13 protein-coding genes and 1 pseudogene are annotated in these 19,504 nt (G+C 47.9%); 1 reads left to right on the top strand and 13 read right to left on the bottom strand.

Annotated elements, in window-relative coordinates:
• Window positions 1–94: 94 nt before the first annotated feature.
• The 6 genes and pseudogenes from NB640_RS03305 to NB640_RS03280 all read right to left on the bottom strand — a co-directional run bounded on the left by NB640_RS03305 (window position 95) and on the right by NB640_RS03280 (window position 8,793).
• Complete coding sequence (locus tag NB640_RS03305; RefSeq protein ID WP_269309736.1) at window positions 95–1,663, bottom strand: transglycosylase SLT domain-containing protein; 1,569 nt, start codon at window positions 1,661–1,663, stop codon at window positions 95–97.
• A gap of 155 nt (window positions 1,664–1,818) precedes the next feature.
• Window positions 1,819–2,489, bottom strand: a pseudogene (rpiA, locus tag NB640_RS03300) (ribose-5-phosphate isomerase RpiA).
• Between the two features lie 125 nt (window positions 2,490–2,614).
• Window positions 2,615–4,387, bottom strand: a complete 1,773-nt coding sequence (locus tag NB640_RS03295; protein ID WP_269309735.1) for a cation:proton antiporter — start codon at window positions 4,385–4,387, stop codon at window positions 2,615–2,617.
• Between the two features lie 227 nt (window positions 4,388–4,614).
• The gene (locus NB640_RS03290; RefSeq protein ID WP_269309734.1) at window positions 4,615–4,842 is read right to left on the bottom strand and encodes a hypothetical protein; all 228 of its coding nucleotides are present in this window, start codon (window positions 4,840–4,842) and stop codon (window positions 4,615–4,617) included.
• Window positions 4,843–5,059: 217 nt separating this feature from the next.
• Complete coding sequence (locus NB640_RS03285) at window positions 5,060–5,371, bottom strand: helix-turn-helix domain-containing protein (RefSeq protein WP_269310383.1); 312 nt, start codon at window positions 5,369–5,371, stop codon at window positions 5,060–5,062.
• Window positions 5,372–5,688: 317 nt separating this feature from the next.
• Complete coding sequence (locus NB640_RS03280; RefSeq protein ID WP_269309733.1) at window positions 5,689–8,793, bottom strand: EAL domain-containing protein; 3,105 nt, start codon at window positions 8,791–8,793, stop codon at window positions 5,689–5,691.
• 863 nt (window positions 8,794–9,656) lie between these two features.
• Here NB640_RS03280 and NB640_RS03275 point away from each other — a divergent pair.
• A complete protein-coding gene (locus NB640_RS03275; protein ID WP_269309732.1) occupies window positions 9,657–10,169 on the top strand; it encodes a hypothetical protein in 513 nt (170 codons plus the stop codon).
• Between the two features lie 46 nt (window positions 10,170–10,215).
• Here NB640_RS03275 and NB640_RS03270 read toward each other — a convergent pair whose 3' ends face one another.
• The 7 genes from NB640_RS03270 to pepN form a co-directional block, all read right to left on the bottom strand.
• On the bottom strand, window positions 10,216–11,085 hold the full coding sequence (locus tag NB640_RS03270; RefSeq protein WP_269309731.1) for a M48 family metallopeptidase: 870 nt from the start codon (window positions 11,083–11,085) through the stop codon (window positions 10,216–10,218).
• Entirely contained in the window at window positions 11,067–11,870 is an 804-nt protein-coding gene (locus NB640_RS03265; RefSeq protein ID WP_269309729.1) for a lysophospholipid acyltransferase family protein, read from the bottom strand. The genes NB640_RS03270 and NB640_RS03265 overlap by 19 nt, the downstream gene beginning before the upstream one ends.
• Before the next feature lie 24 nt (window positions 11,871–11,894).
• Entirely contained in the window at window positions 11,895–12,467 is a 573-nt protein-coding gene (gene gmhB / locus NB640_RS03260; protein ID WP_269309728.1) for a D-glycero-beta-D-manno-heptose 1,7-bisphosphate 7-phosphatase, read from the bottom strand.
• Window positions 12,468–12,483: 16 nt separating this feature from the next.
• The gene (gene glyS / locus NB640_RS03255) at window positions 12,484–14,568 is read right to left on the bottom strand and encodes a glycine--tRNA ligase subunit beta (RefSeq protein WP_269309726.1); all 2,085 of its coding nucleotides are present in this window, start codon (window positions 14,566–14,568) and stop codon (window positions 12,484–12,486) included.
• Window positions 14,569–14,626: 58 nt separating this feature from the next.
• The gene (gene glyQ, locus NB640_RS03250) at window positions 14,627–15,544 is read right to left on the bottom strand and encodes a glycine--tRNA ligase subunit alpha (RefSeq protein WP_269309725.1); all 918 of its coding nucleotides are present in this window, start codon (window positions 15,542–15,544) and stop codon (window positions 14,627–14,629) included.
• 108 nt (window positions 15,545–15,652) lie between these two features.
• Entirely contained in the window at window positions 15,653–16,663 is a 1,011-nt protein-coding gene (locus NB640_RS03245) for a class 1 fructose-bisphosphatase (RefSeq protein ID WP_269309724.1), read from the bottom strand.
• A gap of 14 nt (window positions 16,664–16,677) precedes the next feature.
• Window positions 16,678–19,356, bottom strand: a complete 2,679-nt coding sequence (gene pepN / locus NB640_RS03240; RefSeq protein ID WP_269309723.1) for an aminopeptidase N — start codon at window positions 19,354–19,356, stop codon at window positions 16,678–16,680.
• Window positions 19,357–19,504: the final 148 nt, after the last annotated feature.

Below are 19,504 nucleotides of genomic sequence, written 5' to 3'. Positions count from 1 at the left end.
TCATGAAATTGTAGGCTGTCGTCACAATTGCAGCAACATTTTATCGGGCAATTGTTGTTTTTTTGCTGGAGAACTGCCAGCCCCCCGCATCCTTTTACCCGGATTTACTGCGTTTGGTTGACTGTGCGGCAATAGTCTGTTTTCGGCTGGATTTTTTCGTCGCCGCTCTTACCGGTCTCTGCTTTTTAGCAGCTACACGGCGGTTGGCAGATCGTGATTTTGTTGCCGCTGTGTTTTTCGCTGGCACGTGCACCTGCAGGATAGTGCCAGAGGTAACCTTGTTGCTCGTCAGCTTGTTCCATGACTTGATGTCATCCACGCTTGTTTTGTAGCGTGCAGCGATAGAAGCCAGATTGTCCTGCTTTCTGACTTTGACTTTGACAATGCGAGTGGGGGCGCCAATACGCTCCAGGGCAATCTTTCCGGTGGCGGCTATTTCGGGTGAAATGTCTTTTTCGTTTTTGCTGCCGGTTGATGCCAGTTTGGGAACCAGAACGGTTGAGCCAAATTTCAGGACCATTTGTGAGGGGATATGGTTGGCCAGGCGAATGATATCGGGTGTGGTGTTGTATTTTTCTGCGATGGATTCGACAGTTTCACGTGTTTCCGTTACCCGATATGCCGTCCATGAGGAAAGGGGCTGCTTCCATTTCGCCAGGTTTTCCTTGAACTTTTCCGCATTTTCTTTGGGAAGTAACAGATTGACATCTGATCCTCCGGTAATGACATACTGACCGAATTGCGGATTCAATGCACGGAAATCGTCAATAGACAGCTCTGCCAGCTTGGCGGCAACCTTGACATCAATATCGCGTGTTTTGCCGATTTTGACAAAATAAGGCTGGTTTTCAATTTTCGGCAACTGAATGCCATATTTTTCGGCATTGGCAATCAGGTTTTTGACTGCCTGAAGCTTGGGAACATAATTACGTGTTTCTGCCGGCATGCGCGACGAGATGCCATTAAAGTCGGTAGGCTGGCCTGCGGCCTGGTTTTTCCTGACAGCGCGGCCAACGGATCCTTCTCCCCAGTTGTAGGATGCCAGAGCAAGATGCCAGTCGCCAAACATGTTGTACAGGTTTTGCAGGTAATTCAGTGCGGCGTCGGTAGAAGAGAGAACACAGCGGCGATCATCCCTGAAAACGGACTGGGCAAGGTCATAATGAAGGCCTGTACTCGGAATGAACTGCCACATACCTTCTGCCTTGGCTGAAGAACGGGCATGGGGATTAAAGGCGGACTCAATGACAGGCAGGAGTGCCAGTTCAGTTGGCATGCCGCGTTTTTCCAGTTCCTGGACAATATGGAACAGATAACGCGATGCACGAATGGTTGTCCTCTCAAAATACGCGGCATTTTTCAGGTAATAATTTTCGTGATTCTCAACAAGCGGGTTTTCCAGATCGGGAATGGCAAATCCTTTACGGATTCTGTCCCATACATCCACTTCATACATGGAAAGCACTTCTGTTACCGGGTCGTCATCAATGACTTCCATTCGGGAAAGATTGGTGCTCAGTGACGAGTGAAATGCCGCGAGTTGGGCGTCTTTGCTGTATCTGGGGAGGGAGATGTCCCCAGCCAGGGAGATGTCAGGCACTGCCAGTGGAATCGTTGCGGTAAGGATGGTTGCGAAAACTTTGAAGCAGTGTCGGTATGCCATATTTTTGTGTCGCCCGTGTTGAGATCAGATTAATCCAAAAGTCTACGAAAAGCACCTCTCTCAGTCAAGGGGATTTACATTTTTTTCTGTTGAAATTGTGGTGATTTAACAAGACGTTGCGAAACACGGCCGCGTCCGGCTGCCTTGAAATGGCACTAGAATTCCATTGTTCTGACCCCATTAGACGTGCCAAGAAGGCAGACGTTTGCACCACGTTGAGCAAAGAGTCCGACAGTGACTACGCCTGGTATATTATTGATTTCCGCTTCGATGGCCGTCGGATGTGCGATGTGCATTTCCTTGATATCCAGAATGTAATTGCCATTATCTGTGCGGTAGGGCTGGCTTTCCTGCATTCGCAATTCAGGTTTTCCACCCAGTAAAGCCAGCTTTCTGGCAATAAGCGCATGTGCCATGGGGATGACTTCAACGGGCAGTGGAAAGGCGCCTAAAACAGTCACCAGTTTTGATTCATCGGCAATGCAGATGAATCTTTCTGCTGTAGACGCAATAATTTTTTCCCGCGTTAAGGCACCGCCTCCCCCTTTATCATTGCGCCTTCATAGGTAATTTCATCGGCACCATCCACGTATATTGGAATGGATGAGACATCATTCAAATCAAATATTCTGATATTGTGCGAACGTAATCGTGACGCGGTTACTTCAGAGGAAGCGACGGCCCCTTCGATGTCATCCTTGATAACGGCCAGTTCTTCAATAAAAAAATTGGCAGTCGAACCGGTACCGACGCCAATGATTTTTCCTTTGGGTACGTAGGCGATTGCCGCACGGGCGACAGACATTTTGAGTTGGTCCTGTAACATGGCGAGCCTGCTGATAGTCGGTTTGTAAAAGGCTGGAAAATTTTTCCCGTACAGTCTGGAATAAAAGCAGTCTAGCCCTGCCGGGGGCGATGCGTCAATTCCAAAAAAGACACATCGCAACCCGATTAGTGATGTTCCTCATTATTACCGTGATCCATCGTTTCATAAAGCGCGATCTGCAGGCGTGAATGGATACGGACAAACCACCGCCGTAATACGATGATGATCGCAAAGATGATGGCAATAACCAGCAGCAGCGACAGCCCTTTCGGAAGAATACCGGCGCTGAGTGCGGCCAGTGTAAACATGGTGGCGGTAAGAAACAGCAGGGGAATGATTTCACTGATGACTCTGCGCACCTGCTGTGTGTAACGGCCGGTGACGCTTTCCCTGACGCTCATTTCTGCCAGCAGCATCGAAAGCGCCTTGAATTTGCGGTAGGCTGCTATGAGGAAAGGAAGCGACAGAAGCACCGTGGTTCCCCAGATGATTGACTTCTGGTAGTCAACATCTTTGATCCAGTTTTCAAGCCAGGAGCCTGTAAAGTGCGCGATATAGGTACTGCCAAGGAAGATGGCGATTACAATCGACATGTTGATCGCAATCTGGATGATGATTCGCCGGATCATGCCCGCTAAAATGGCATTGCCGCCCTGTAGCTGAAGCTGGCCGAGCCAGTCCTGGTACAGGGCAACCATACGGGCAAGCGGGCCCGGCGTTATCCGGCCCAGTGCACGGGCAAGCGGATCCGATGCACGAATCAGGTAGGGGGTTGTCAGTGTGGTAATGGCTGAAACAGCAACGGCAATCGGGTATAAAAAGTCGCTGACCACTTTGTAAGACATGCCTAAAGAGGCGATGATGAAGGAGAATTCCCCTATCTGTGACAGGCCCATGCCGACTTTGAGAGAGGTTTTTCCATCGTTTCCGGCGATCATGGCGCCGAGCGCACAACTGAATACCTTGCCAGCGATGACCACAATCGAAATGATGATGATCGGAAAAGCATAATCCAGCATGATATGGGGGTCCAGTAACAGACCGATGGCGACAAAAAAGATAGCGCTGAACATGTCGCGGATCGGTTCGATGAGGCGTTCAATTTTCATCAGTTCCCGCGACTCTGCCATGATGGCGCCAATCAAAAAGGCGCCCAGCACCATGCTGTATTCCAGTTTGACGACAAGCAGGCAGAAACCGAAACAAAGCCCCAAAACGGTGACAAGCAGCATTTCATCACTGTTGGATTTGGCGACATAGGCGAGAATACGGGGAACAAGCAGAATCCCCAAAACGAGTGCCACCACCATGAAAAGCGACAGCTTGCCAACGGTGATAAATACATCGCTGCTGTTGACGGTACCGGAAATGGCAATGCCGGAGAGCAGTGCAATCAGGCCAATACCGAGAATATCTTCAACAATCAGAACACCGAAAATGAGCTGGGCAAAGCGTTCATTTTTCATTTTCAGGTCATTTAGCGCCTTGATAATGATGGTTGTTGAGGACACCGCCAGCAACGCGCCCAGGAAAAGCGCATCCAGATTGTTGGTCCAGCCAAGCCACAAGCCTATCTGGTAGCCAGCCCAGATCATCAGGACAATTTCGAGTGATGCCGCAATAAATGCGGTTGCTCCAACCTTGACCAGCTTTTTGAGGGAGAATTCCAGACCAAGTGAAAACATCAGAAAAATAACGCCTAACTCGGCAAGAATCTTGATGGTATGTTCATCCTTGATCAGTTCAAATGGCGGAGTATGGGGGCCGATCAATATGCCTGCGACGATATACCCCAGTACAACCGGCTGCTTTAGCCGGTGAAACAGGACGGTCACCACACCGGCAATCAGCATAATGACCGCCAGATCCTGAATAAAATTTATGACGCCGTCATGCATGATGTTATTTCATAAGATGACTTGAATTTCATCAAGCCTGAGTTGTGTGGATGATTGAGGTGGCTGTCGGCCCTGCGGCCACTTTTTTATGCCAGTATACACGGATTGTCTGTATCTTGAAATGCTGCCGTTGCATTAATAAACCGCGATTTATGGAAGAATAAAAAAGACGGAAAACATGATCCGGGGAGTGATGCCCGTATCGGGATAATCAGGACAGAATAGACTCAGGTAAGTGTCCAGCCGGTATCGCCATAGCAGTTTGCAGTTTTAAGGGATTCGATTTGTTTGTCGGTCAGCTCTGCTTCGATTTCAATTTCCCTGAAAACGATGCTGTCCCCGTATTCATCAACAAAAGGAACAACGAAAACAATGATCGAATCCTGCGTAAAAAAACGGCCGGCATCATCGGGTATTTCAATACCGGTATCTTCAAGAATTTTTCTGGGGATCATGGTGCCTGACTCTATTTGCTTTATCTGTTTTTGTCATCGTTCTGTGTGGCACATTTGATATGAAATATTGCACCACACAGGTATCATACCTGCTTCTGTGAGTATTTCAAATGCATAGGGAAACCTGGCAATCGCTGGCAGATGGCGTGTCCTGTCGGCGTGTTTTTTGTCTCATGAACGCTGTTTAAAAAGAAGAAGAGCTGTTCAGGGGTGGTGTTCAGTATGCAGCCGACTGGTCAGGGTGCGTTTCTCCCCGGTTTTTTTGCGCGTGTCCAATACGGTATTGGTGACGCTGGTCACCCATTAATTCACGCAGTTCGCGAATGCTCAGATCACTGATTTCATGCATTCTGATCAGCATTGATGCGCCGACCGGGAGCCGTTTATGCCGGATTTTGCTGATGACCGGTGGAGAAACATCTAAAGCGCGAGACAAGGCCGCGTCATTTTTCAGATTTAAATGCTCAATGATGGCGCTCAGGAGATTGTTGGGATCGTACTGCTCCGGTTTTTCCTGGCGTGATTGCATTTTCCATTTTCCGGCCTTTTTTCCTTCGGTCATCTCCCCCTCCATGCGATGTCATGATTGATCGTATTATCGATAATATGAAAGGAGGCACCCTGATAATGCTCAACAAGGCAGTTTAGGGCGTGTTGACACTAAGCCATCTGCTGCAAAGCCGTTGCGTCCCAAATGACTGCGTTGTATCAAAAAATCTGAATTTGACGTAGGTTGACTATGCCTGCTTCCAGATTTCCTGCTACGCCTTGTCCTTTGAAACAAAACGACTTTTCACGACGACAACTTAGTGTCAACACGCCCCAGGGAAAAGACAAAAAGCGGGTTTACGCGATGTCGGCCAGGAAGCCTGAATTAAACAGCGCATAATTATTTTCCAGTATCAGTTCGAATTCTGCAGGGGGAAGCGGAGTTGAGTACAGGTAACCCTGACCAAAGTCACATGTTGCCTCAACCAGGATTTCTCTTTGGCGAATGGTTTCGATACCTTCAGCGATCACTTTCAGATGCAGTTTGTGTGCCATGACGATGATGGCTTCGCACAATGCCTGATTATCACTGCTTTGGGAAAGATTTCTGATGAAGGACTGATCAATTTTAAGATAGTCGAAATTGAAGTTCTGCAGGTATGACAAGGAAGAATAGCCGACGCCGAAATCATCCAGTGCGATTTCCATGCCGGCGTTTTTAAAGGTTGCCAGCTGTTGACTGATATGATCACTTTTTTCCATCAGCAGCCCTTCTGTTATTTCAACAACCAGCCCGTTGCCCGGCAGTTGTAATTCCTGGAGATGCGACATCCAGTTGATAAAATCGATTCCCTCGTTTTTGAACTGTACGGGAGAAATATTGATGCTGATCTGAAAATCCGGGTGGAATCGTTCTCTCCATATGCGTGCCTGAGTGGCGGCTTCGTGGAAGATCCAGTTGCCAAAAGAGGTAATCATGCCGGTATCTTCTGCTATGGAAATGAACTCAACCGGATTGATGGTTCCCCTGACGGGGTGTTGCCAGCGGATCAGGGCTTCTGCTTTGCGGATCAGGCCGGATTCAATTTCAACAATAGGCTGGTACATGATTTCAAACTGATGACCAGCCAACGCCTGTCTCAAGTCATTGATCAGTTGCATCCGCACCTGAGCCATTTCCTGCATGGATCGGGTGAAATACAGGAGCGTATTTTTACCTTCCCGTTTTGCCGCGTGCATTGCCTGGTCAGCATTTTTCAGCAGGTCATCCGTATCTGTTGCGTCATCCGGGTAAAACGTGATGCCGATGCTGGCTGAAATATGAATAACTGCGTTATTGAGAAAAAAGGCTTCGGAGAGCCCGGAAAGGATGGTTTTTCCGATGGTTTCAACTTCTTCCGGGTTGGTGATGTTACGCAAAAGTATTGCAAACTCATCCCCTCCCAGCCGTATGGCCGCGTCTGTCTCCCGAATACAGTGCTGCAATCGCTGCGCGGTTTCCTGCAGGAGCATATCGCCTGTCATATGGCCAAGTGTTTCATTGATATGCTTGAACCCGTCGAGACCCAGGAACATTAACGCTACAGGCATATTGATTTTTTTGGCGCGGGATAATTCCTGTTTGAGGAAATTACGGTTCGGCAGGCCGGTCAGGCTGTCAAAATAATTCTGCTGCCAGGTGATTTTTTCTGCCAGTTTCTGTTCGGTAATGTCTGAGAAAAGCGCAACCCGGCGGTATATCTTATTGTCAGGTGTTCTAATGGTATTGATTGTCAGCCGAATCGTATACAGTTCACCATTTTTACGCATATTCCAGACGTCGCCCTGCCAGTGATCAGCAGCATCCATTGCATTCCAGATGTTTTCGTAAAAGAGCCTGTCATGCAATGCAGAGCCGAGCATGGAGAGGTTGCTGAATAAAACCTCTTTTGACGTGTATCCGGTAATGGCTTCAAAAGCAGGATTCACAGAAATGATCAGGTTTTCTTCATTGAAGACGATCATTCCCTCGCCGCTTTTTTGATAAACCAGCGCTGCCAACTGCAGCTCTTCCTGCATGGTTTTCCAGGCAGAAAACTCGTGCCCTATAACGGTAAAACCGGTAAAGACATCATTCTCATCCCGGTTTAGCGTGACATTCCAGAGTACAGTATGTGGTTTCCCGTTGTTATCAATAAATTTATCTTCAACGGTGACAGATTCCAGTCCTTGTTCTACCCATCTGCCATGACGTTCTTTAATGGTTTCGATATTGCCAGGCTTTACGAATTCCAGGAAAGAGCGTCCGATACATTTTTCCGGTTCCAGTCCAAAGATGTCGTCTGATGCCTCGTTGACATAGGTAATAACCAGATCAGGGGAAAGCACGACAGTGATATTTTCAATGGCTTTGATGATGTCCCGGTAATGTGACATGGCATGGTTATAGCCACTTTCTTTTTCCTGGATGGTCAGGCTCATTTTTCGGAGGTTCTGGGAAAGATGTGCCATTTCACGAATCGGTGCATCTGTTCGGATTAAGGGGTAAGATCCTCGTGCGATTTCTCTTGTATTTTTGATATAAGCCAGAATCCGGCTGCTTAATGAGCGGGAGAAAAAGAAGGAGAACAACAGCGAGAAAATAATGCCTGTTGCAATACATAACAAGAACAGGGGTGTGTACTGGTGGATATTTTCTGCAAGGGTAGGGAGCGGCAATGCTGAAAAAACAGACCAGGATGTCTTTCGTATGGGGAGCAGCGCTTCCGGTCGATCATTGTTGAATTTGAAAAGCCCGGTCTTTTCCTGGAGCCTGGAGAGCGTGAGGGGGGGGCTGGAAGTTAAAACCTTTTCAAATATACTGTCGCTTGCCGCTACGGCATGATTGTTCTTGTCCAGCACAACCCATATCAGGGAAGGATGCTGTTTTTTCAGTATTTCTGACAGACGAGTTGAGCGTATTTCACCGACGAGGAGATGATCGGCCAACGGGATGACGTAGGCTGAAGATGGCACACCGGTCACCGGCGAAGTAAAAGCATCAGACCATGACGGTTCAGAGGTATTGGTGTCAGGTATCAGCGTCCGGACAATGGACCCGCTGGTGGTTTTTGAAAACTTATCCTTATCAAGATAAGTTTTCCGTTGGAACACAGGTGTGATTTTCCCGTTTTTGCTCAGCAGGTAGATCACATCAAAAGCCCCGTTTTTTTCAATCAGACGTGTTGCTTTTCTGGCATCAGGAAATTGAGCATTCCGCTGATTTTTCAACGATATGCTCAGGTCGCGTAATAGTGTGGCCTGCTCGTCCAGTGTGTTTTCTATCTGAAACGGTATCCGCCCGGCGGCAATAATTTTCTGGTTTTCCTGCGGCGTTCCCTGGAAAAATAAAAACAGCGCAGCCATCACCAGGGGAGCAATGGCAATAATGATGAATTGCATTGCAAGCACATTTCTCAGGGAAAAAGAGCTATGGCGTTTCATTATCTGTCAGTCGGGTGGGGGCCTGTTCCTGGTGTTATCTGAATTTGCATGCTTAAAGGAAATATCCTGGTGAAAATCAGCCTGGCAATGGAATAATTTCCGGAAACATGCGCCGGTTTTGTTTATGTTGATTCAGTATGCAAAAAATCGGGTATGGCATATGAAATAATCAGGAAATGCGGCTGACGACAGTCAAAGATTGCTTTGGTGGAATCACGTTAAATTTGATTGACCAGAAAAGCATCATACCCAATAGATCGCTACATCGGCAATAAAAAGTATACCTTTTTAGTTGTCTTAAATGCAATTTTTTATGCCTGTTTAATGAAAAGACGACCAGAGGTTTTTTGCAAAATGAAAAAATCTCATGAATAAAAAATATTTTTTAATTGCCAATGTCATTCATGGATTGATGCAAATACCATATTGGCCAAACGGTAAAATATTGAAGGATTTATCTGAATAAGATTGTGTAGAAAAGATTGGGTGATGGGCATATATTAATGGTTGTTTTGTAATGCTAATATAAATCAGTCGAAATAATAGTGACGAGAAAAAGTTGTTATGGCAAGGCAGTAAAAATGAGTATCATAGTGAACTGGTTTTTATATGCTATTGATTTGAGGAATGAAAACATTTAAGCCTTTGCCTTTATAGGGATTATTAATAGTTTTTATAACATTTTCGAATGTTGTTCGCATTAACAACTATTTAAAGTGTTTTGTTTGTTTTTGTTTTAAAAAATCATGAAAGTTGTGTATGTGACTTATTTATCTCGTGTTCAAGGTTAAGGGAAATAAAACAAATTTGTTTTGATTATTTAGATTGTTTTGTTTTTGATATAGTTTTTTAAAAGTGTTCTGATGAAAAAGTTATATACCGCTGCAGAAATCGCTCAAATGCGTCTTTCGGGACTGCCAACAACTAAATCCAGTATTCTGGCGCGTGCTGCCAAGGAAAGCTGGTCTTATGAAGAGCAGTATGGGATAGGTGGCGTAAGAAAAGTCTTTGAAATACCGGATCGTTATCTGTTAACCGACAGGAGAATAAAACCGAGTGTCATGTCGGCAAGGCAGAATCTGGAGAAATATCTTGTCAGCGATGCCGATGCACAGGATGAGCATACCGTCAATCTGGATGAATCCAAGCTGGCACTTGCTGCACGAATAATGGAAGAATGGATTGAGGAAGAAAAGCTGGTATTGAGCCACAAAAGAAAGGGTAATCTCATTGCGCTTTTATACAAAATTGTGTCACGTAATGCCGATCCGGAGGATTTGCTCAAGCTGATGAGTGGCGCCGTATCTGCAGCAAGGATGCCAGTTGACAGTCAGTCTGAAGACAAACCGGATGAAGGCGAGTCAGAGCCAAAATAACGGGTAAACACAAGATGACGGGCAGTTTGGTTTTTACACGTCGCGATCATAGCAGGGCCAGTATCTGGCTGTTTTGCTGGTTAAGCGCTTTTCTTGCGGCGCGGTAATCCGGATAAGCCTGCGATACAATTTCCCAGAATCGTTTGCTGTGATTCATTTCACGCAAATGAGCCAGTTCATGCACAATGACATAATCAATCAGGGACGGCGAAAAATAAATCAGGCGCCAGTTCAGGCGGATATTGCCGGAAATGGAGCATGACCCCCACCGCTGTTTGGCAGAAGAAAGAGAAAAGGAACAGTAATTGACGCCAAGCATCGCCGCATAAACCGGCATGCGTTCCGAAAAAAACTGCCGGGCTTTTTCTTGAAACCAGTGCCTGAGGTTTTCCTCGATAGTTGATTGTGCCGCATTCGATGATGTCACAAACAGCTCTTTTGTTATGTCATTCATCAGGATGTTATTGGCCGGACCATTTTGCAGGCGCAGCAGGAGATTGTCCCCAAGATAGGGAAGTATGGTGCCATTTTCCAGTTGTAATGGCGTCTCCTGCCGTTTTTTGTACTGATGAAGAAAGTAATGAAGCTTGCTGGTTATCCAGCTTTCTTTTTCCCTGATCGCTTCTTCAACTGATTTTAGCGTAGCCCATCTGGGTGCGGTAACCCGTAATCCATTCTCATTAACGAGGAAGCCGATGGTTCGTCTTTTTGAGCGGCGAAATTCATATTCAATCCGGATGCCACTGAATTCGATGGCGCGTTTTTTCAGCGTTGGTGCCGGATTTTCCGGTGATTTATCAAACGATGTGTCTTTTGCCTGGTCTGCCAGGGGAGGCAGAAGAATCTGCATGACATCAGAGGCAAACATATCCAGTTGTAACGGCAAGGAATCGGGTATTACTTTTCTTCTTCCCATCTCTCGTTTGTATTTGAATAAGCATGAGGTGAAATACGGCACATTTCTGACTCAATCCAGGTTTCCACTTCGGACATCATACTCTCCGGCGACTTTCCCTCTGGTGAGATAAGCGGGCCGATTGAGACGGTGATGATTCCCTGTTTTTTAATGAAGGAATTACGTGGCCAGCATTCTCCGGAATTGAGCGCAACAGGTATGACTTTGGTTTGGGTTTCTATTGCCAGCCGCGTTCCACTGTTTTTGTATTTTATTCTTTCACCAACACCCGTGCGTGTGCCTTCAGGAAATATGGTGATCCACAACCCCTGCTTCAGTCGCTCTCTTCCTTTCTCGATCACCTTGCGAAAAGCTATTGTCCCATGGGACCGGTCAATCGGAATCATGCGTAAAAGGGATAACGTCCATCCAAAAAAGGGGATGTGAAGCAATTCTTTTTTCATGACAAAGACAACAGGCCTTCGCATGGCATACAAAAGAAAAATCGTTTCCCATGCAGACTGATGCTTGCTCAGAAGAATCACCGGTTCATCCGGCAGGTTTTCGTAACCGCTTATCTGATACTGGATGCCGCAGATAGTTTTAGCAAGCCAGATCACGCTCCTGTTCCAGCAGGACACCATACGAAAACGCATATTGTATGGCAGGAAAAAAGCCAGGAGGCAAAGTAGTCCCCATACAAGCGTAAAAGAATAAAGAATGGATAAAAACAGGAATGAGCGCAAAAAATCACGGCTTTTTGACAAAATAACATCTCCTGAAAATACACGGTACAGCGTTATCATTATAAGTGGTATGAAATAATCTGGTTATGTCTTTGCATTTTTTTCAGGCACATTTTCTGCTTTGGTATCGAGCAGATGACTGGCTACCGCAGCAAGATTGTCAAACCGGATGGTTTCAGGAGGAAGTCCGCCATTTTCATGGGTCAGCGGCCCTTTTCCTGTCATAACGAGAATGGGCCGGCATCCTGCGAGAAACCCAGCCTGCAAATCACGCAGGGAGTCGCCGACTGACGGGACGCCCTCAAGCGAAATATCATATCGTTTGGAAATGGCATTAAACATGCCCTGACGCGGTTTGCGGCAGTCGCAATTGTCACCGACCGTATGAGGGCAAAAGAAAATGGAATCAATAATGCCGCCGGCTGCCCGGACGGCCGCATGCATTTTCTGGTGGATGGCGTTTAAGGCAATAATGTCAAAAAGGCCACGCCCGAGTCCGGATTGGTTTGTTGCAACAACAACCCGGTATCCTGCCCGGTAAAGGCGTGCAATAGCTTCGAGTGATCCGGGAATGGGTTCCCACTCTTCTGGTGATTTGATGAATGAATCAGAATCCTGATTAATAACGCCATCACGATCCAGAATAATGAGTTTCATGGTTTGATTCTCCTGATCAGGCGGCCAGCTTGGAGATGTCAGCGACCTGATTCATCATGGTATGCAGCTCGGTCAGCAATGCAATCCGGTTATTTCGCAGTTTTTGATCGTCTGCCATGACCAGCACATGGGTAAAGAAAGCATCCACATCATCCCTGAGCTGAGCCAGAACTTTCAGTGTACCCGTATAGTCCCCTTTCGTGAACATCTGATTAACTTCAGGCTTGACGGTATTCATGGAAGCATACAGTTTTTGCTCGGTAATTTCCTGGAGCAGGTCTGTTTGCACCATGCCGGCCCTGATGTCAGATTTTTTCAGGATATTGGTGATTCGCTTGTTGGCTGCAGCGAGTGACTCTGCTTCCGGCAGGGCAGCGAAAGCTTTTACCGCATCCAGGCGGTCCACGATATTGTCAAACCGGTCCGGATTCTGGGCCAGGACAGCTTCTATTTCATCCGGCGTATGTCCTCTGTCCCTCAACAGGCCTCTCAACCGATCCATAATGAAAGGTATCAATTCGGCTGTCGGGTCTTTAAAGCTGGCATTTGAGGCAAGAATGCCAACGGTAGTGGAGAGCAGCGTACGCAGGGAAAGCGGCAGTTTTTTCTCGATAAGGATACGTAAAATACCTAGTGCGTGCCTGCGTAAGGCAAAAGGATCACGATCCCCTGTCGGTTGAAGGCCAATTCCCCAGATGCCAACCAGAGCTTCCAGCTTGTCTGCCAGGGCAATGGCGGTGCCGGTTGGTGTGGCTGGCAGAATGTCTCCTGCAAAACGGGGAAGATAATGCTCGGTGGCTGCCAGAGCGACTTCTTCCGGTTCGCCATCATGGCGGGCATAATAGGTTCCCATAATGCCCTGCAGTTCCGGAAATTCACCGACCATTTCCGTTAACAGATCCGCTTTGGCCAGAAGGGCGCCGCGTTCAACCAGCGCCTTGTCAATATGCATCATTTCAGCAATCGAGACAGCAAGAATACGTACACGTGCCATACGTTGTGCCAGTGTGCCCAGCTTGTTGTGATAAACCACATTGACCAGGCCGGGCAGGCGATCTTCCAGTGTCTTTTTCTTGTCCTGTTCGAAGAAGAACTGGGCATCTGAAAGACGCGGACGGATAACCCGTTCATTTCCACTGATAATGCGCTGTGGATTACTGGTTTCCATATTTGACACGATCAGAAAGCGCGGACGCAACTGCCCCTCAGAATCGGTCAGGGCAAAATATTTCTGGTTTGTCTGCATGGTCAGAATCAGACATTCCTGGGGGACATTCAAAAAGGCGGGTTCAAAATGACACTCATAAACAACCGGCCATTCAACCAGTGCGGTCACTTCCTCAAGAAGGGAGTCCGGCATCAGGACCTGATCGCCCTGCGCCTTGTCATGCAACACAGCGCGGATTTTATTTTTACGAGCATCAAGCCTGGCAATAACCTTGCCTTCTGCTTCGAGTGTTGCCTCATAGTCATCAGCGGTGGGTATGGCAATATCACCGTGAGTGAGAAAACGGTGACCCTGAGTGATTCGTCCGGCAGGCAGTCCCAGTATGGCAATAGGGACCACATCCTTTCCGTGCAGTGCCAAAAGACCATGTACCGGGCGGACAAATTCAACCGTTTCCCCGTCAGGTCGTTGATATGTCATCATTTTGGGAATCGGAAGATTCCGGATGGCTTTTTCAAGTGCGGTCTGTAGGCCGGATGCCAACGCCGATCCCGGTGCGGTATATGTATAGAAAAAGTTTTCCGTCTTGCCCTCCATCGCCTTTTCCATATCGCTGATACTGATATCGGGAAAACCGAGTGATGCCAGTTTTTTCTTGAGGGGGGCAGTGGGATTGCCATTGGCATCAATTGCAACCGACACCGGCAGGACTTTCAGGCGAATGGATTTATCCGGGGAGATGGAAGATACATCGCTGATCATGACAGCAAGCCGTCTGGGGGTGGCAAAAACGGTTTTCCGGGAGTCAGGGGCAAGCAGTCCTTCCTGCTTCAACTCCTCTTCAATCGTATTGGCAAATGCTTCGGCAAGCTTTGCCAGCGCCTTGGGAGGCAATTCTTCCGTAAGTAACTCAACAAGCAGAGGCTGGTTCATGATGGGGGACTTTCCTGTTACCTGTGACAGATAAATTCGTTTGTGTTTAATTTGTTTTTCAGGCGATCAGTCTTGCATCACCCAGTCTCGGGAAGCCCAGTTTTTCCCGGGACTCATAATAACCCTGGGCAACCAGGCGGGACAGATTGCGAATGCGCCCGATATAGGCGGCACGTTCGGTTACGGACAATGCACCTCTTGCATCCAGCATATTGAAAGTATGTGCGGCTTTCAGAATCATTTCGTAAGCAGGAAGGGTCAATTTATCCTCAGTGAGCCGTTTTGCTTCCGTTTCATAGTTGACAAACTGCGAAAAAAGGAGTTTGGTATTGGCGCTTTCGAAGTTGTAGGCGGATTGTTCCACTTCATTCTGGTGAAATACATCGCCATAGGTCAAATACTTGCGTACGCCGCGATCCTGCCAATCGGTCCAGACCAGATCATACACATTTTCGACACCCTGCAGATACATGGCCAGTCGTTCAACACCATAAGTGATTTCGCCTAAAATAGGTTTGCAGTCCAATCCACCCACTTGCTGAAAATAGGTGAACTGGGTGATTTCCATGCCGTTTAACCAGACTTCCCAACCCAGACCCCATGCACCCAGGGTAGGGTTTTCCCAGTCATCCTCGACAAAGCGGACATCGTTCTGTTTCAGATCAAGTCCCAGTGCGACAAGCGAACCAAGATAAATATCAAGAATATCTTCAGGGGCGGGTTTTAAAACAACCTGGTATTGATAGTAGTGTTGCATCCGGTTGGGGTTTTCTCCATAGCGGCCGTCTTTCGGGCGGCGTGACGGTTGTACGTAGGCCGCACGCCAGGGCTCGGGACCAATAGCCTGCAAGAAAGTACCCGGATGCGATGTGCCTGCGCCGACTTCCATATCGTAGGGCTGCAAAAGGGCACAGCCCTGGTCACTCCAGTATTGCTGGAGCGTCAGAATGACTTGTTGAAATGTGATCGCACTCATTTTTTTGCTTCCGTTTTTTGCCTGACGGTACTGTTGAAAGAAAACACTGCCAAACCTGAAATTCTAGCGGTTTTTAGCCGAATATTTCACTTTTGCCATTGAAAAACCTCAATTGTCATTATGGTAACGCGTTACCCGTTCCACTTCATTTTTTGATCCCAGAAAAACCGGGATGCGCTGATGCAGTTTTTCCGGCTGGATATCCATCATGCGCTGATGGCCGTCCGTGGCAGCGCCGCCAGCCTGCTCAACGATAAAAGCCATCGGATTGGCCTCGTACAAAAGGCGGATTCTTCCTGGCTGGGAGGGATTTCTGGTATCGCCCGGATACATGAAGATACCCCCGCGATTGAGTATGCGATGCATGTCGGTAACCATGGAAGCAACCCAGCGCATATTGAAATTTTTCTTTAGCGGCCCATCGGCGCCTTCCTGCATTTCCCGCACATAACGCTTGACTGGAGGGTACCAGAAGCGGGCATTGGACGAATTGATGGCGTATTCACTGGTGTCTTCGGGGATCTGCATATTACGGTGGGTCAGAACCCATGAACCCATCTCCCGGTCAAGGGTAAAGCAATTTACTCCCCTTCCTGTCGTGAGAACGAGAAGCGTCTGGGGGCCGTACAGAGCATAGCCGGCGGCTACCTGCTGATGTCCGGGTTGCAGGAAATCATTTTCGCAGGGGTTTTCATCGGTTTCCGGTGCGCGGAGCACAGAGAAAATCGTGCCGATAGAAACATTCACGTCAATATTGCTTGAACCGTCCAGCGGATCAAAAAGCAGCAGGTATTTCCCTTTCGGATAATCATTGGATATCTGGTGGATGGTTTCCATTTCTTCAGAAGCCATAGCGCCCAGATAGCCCCCCCATTCATTGGATTCAAGCAGAATCTGGTTGGACAGGATATCAAGCTTTTTCTGTACCTCGCCCTGGATGTTTTCAGACTGTGCGCTACCTAAAATATCTCCCAGTGCGCCTTTTCCGACGGCATTGCCGATCGTTTTGCAGGCACGCCCGACAACCTCCAGAAGCAGCCTCAGCTCTTCCGGAATATTGTTGGAAAGGCGATGCTCCTCAATTAAATGCTGTGTCAGACTGACGCGTCTTTTTCTCATGATTGTCGTTCCTGTCAGGTTGCCAGTATCTTGTTTATGATTTCGCCTGTGTCACGCGATAATTTACGGGATGCGATATGTTTCAATGTTTTTCGCGCCCGCTTTTTCAATTCAGGCTTAAAGCGGTTGTACTGGGTGAGTGCGCGGGAAAGCCTGGCGGCAATCTGCGGGTTGATCCTGTCGAGTTCCAGAATATTTTCCGCCCAGAAATCATAGCCGCTGCCATCCGTTGCATGAAATTGTGCCATATTGTTCATACAAAAACCAAAAACCAGGCTTCTGGCACGATTCGGGTTCTTCAGGGTGAATGCCGGATGGTCGGCAAGTTTTCGCATTTCAGGGGCGCCGTTTTCAGGGGAGGTCGCCTGCAGGGCAAACCACTTGTCGATAACGAGTGCTTCTAAGCGGAATTCGCGGTAAAAATGGCGAAGGCAGCGTTCGGCCATCTTTTTTGATGTGAGGTTGCCGGCATGGGTAAGCGCAGTCAGGGCAGCCATCCGGTCGGTCATGTTGTCAGCGTTGTCATACTGCGTCACGGCCAGTTGCATCAGCTTTTTGTCATCCCCTTCCATCAGATAGGACAGTGCCAGATTTCTGAGGCTGCGTTTACCCGCATTGTCCGGCTCAGGGCTGTAAGGGGCGGGTATACGGATTGTCTGGTAAGTCTTGAGCCATTCATCCTGAAGGGAGTGGGACAGCGTTTGCAGCATGAAATGCCTTGCCTGGACAATTGCCTGCGGATCAATTTCCTTCATTTCTTCGGCGATCATTATCTCGGATGGAAGTGTGAGCGCGAGCGCCTGAAAGGCAGGGTCCAGGGAATCGTTAGCAAGGACAGAACGATATGCCTCAACAAGCGTTGAGGGAAGTTCCAGTGCTTCTTTATGCTGAACGGCATGTGTCAAGCGCAATAAATGGCGCAGTGCCAAACGTTGCCCGGCATCCCATCGGTTAAAGGCATCCGGGTCTGCAGAAAGCAAAAGCGCCAGCTCTTCATCAGACTGATCATATTCAAGAATAACCGGAGCGGAAAAGTTGCGTAAGGCGGATATGACGGGTTTTTCAGGAACGCCGGTGAGGGTGATTGTCTGTGATTTTCTGGTGAGTTGTACTAACGCGGTTCCTGATGGGGCGTCGGCCAGTTTTTTTCTGACAGTGACATCGTGGCTGTTAACGACCATGCTTTTCCCTTTGGCATCAAGCAGGCCGAAAGCAAAGGGAATGAGAAAAGGCCGTTTTTTTGCTTGTTCTGGTGTTGGCGGGCAGGATTGGGACAATGTCAGTGAAAGAGACTGTGCTTTTTTGTTGTATCTGGTGCGCAGTTTCACACGCGGTGTTCCCGCCTGGCTGTACCAGTTTTCAAACTGTGTCAGGTCCTGTTTATTGGCATCTGCCATGGCAGCCAGAAAATCACTGCATGTGACAGCTTGTCCATCATGACGCTGGAAGTATAGATCCATCCCTTTTCTGAAGCCTTCTCTTCCCAGAAGCGTCTGATACATCCGGACAACTTCAGCACCCTTTTCATAGATGGTGACCGTATAGAAATTGTTGATTTCTTCATAGGAATCGGGCCGGACCGGATGGGCCATCGCACCAGCATCTTCCGGAAACTGGTGCTGACGAAGGGTCCGGACGTCTTCGATCCGTTTGACGGCCCGCCCGTCTTTCGTTCCGATGCGGTCAGCTGAAAATTCCTGGTCACGAAATACCGTAAGTCCTTCTTTCAGCGAAAGCTGAAACCAGTCACGGCAGGTGACGCGATTTCCTGTCCAGTTGTGAAAATATTCATGACCAACGACGGATTCAATGTTGGCATAATCCACATCCGTCGCAATCCGGGGATTGGCAAGCACATAGCGGGTATTGAAGATATTCAATCCCTTGTTTTCCATAGCGCCCATATTAAAGTCACCGACGGCAACAATCATGAACCGGTCCAGATCCAGCTCCAGGCCATATCGTTCTTCATCCCAGCGGATACTATGCTTGAGCGACTCCATCGCATGCGCTGTCTTATCCAGGTTACCTTTTTCAACCCAGACCTGAAGCAGGACTTTCCGGCCAGATGCCAGTGTAAATGTCTCTTCCTGGCATACCAGCTTGCCGGCGACAATGGCAAAAAGATAAGAGGGTTTGTTAAACGGGTCTTCCCATTTTGCATAGTGTCTGCCACGCGGCAATGCGCCTTCTTCCACCAGATTGCCGTTTGACAGCAGAACCGGAAACTGTTTTTTATTGGCTTTAAGCGTGACGGTATATTTGGCCATCACATCCGGGCGGTCCGGAAAGTAGGTGATTTTACGGAAGCCTTCTGCCTCACACTGCGTGAAAAAATTACCATTCGACAGGTAAAGCCCCATCAGGGTCGTATTTTTGTCCGGGCAGATGAGGGTTTCTATTTCCAGGCGGGTGACTTCGGGCGCCTTTGTAATTCGCAGCAGTCCGTTTTCCAGCGCGTATTCTCCGGCGGCCAGTTTGCGGCCATTTAACAAGATGCCAACCAGCTCCAGATCTTCACCGTACAGAACGATATCCGTGCTTTTGGATTGAGGGTTGTGAATCAGTTCTGTTTTCGCTGTGACGCGTGTTTGAGACGGATCCAGGTCAAAGGTCAAATCAACTGTATTGGCGAGAAAAGAAGGGGGTGTGTAATTCTTGCGATAAACCGTTTTTTGCGTACGAGATGTCATGGCTTGATATCCTGCGTGAATAAACAATTCATATAGTAATCTTGCTTCACCCGGAATAAAAGGCCTGGATCTATACAGAACCGGTATATTTGCGAGTTGCCCGATAAGAAAGCAATAAATATAAAGAGAAAGATTAAATCAGCTTAAC

The sequence above is a fragment of the Oxalobacter vibrioformis genome (assembly GCF_027118995.1).
Lineage (GTDB): Bacteria > Pseudomonadota > Gammaproteobacteria > Burkholderiales > Burkholderiaceae_D > Oxalobacter > Oxalobacter vibrioformis.
Note: the sequence above shows the minus strand (reverse complement) of the source record. Positions and strands in the feature narration are given on the sequence as shown.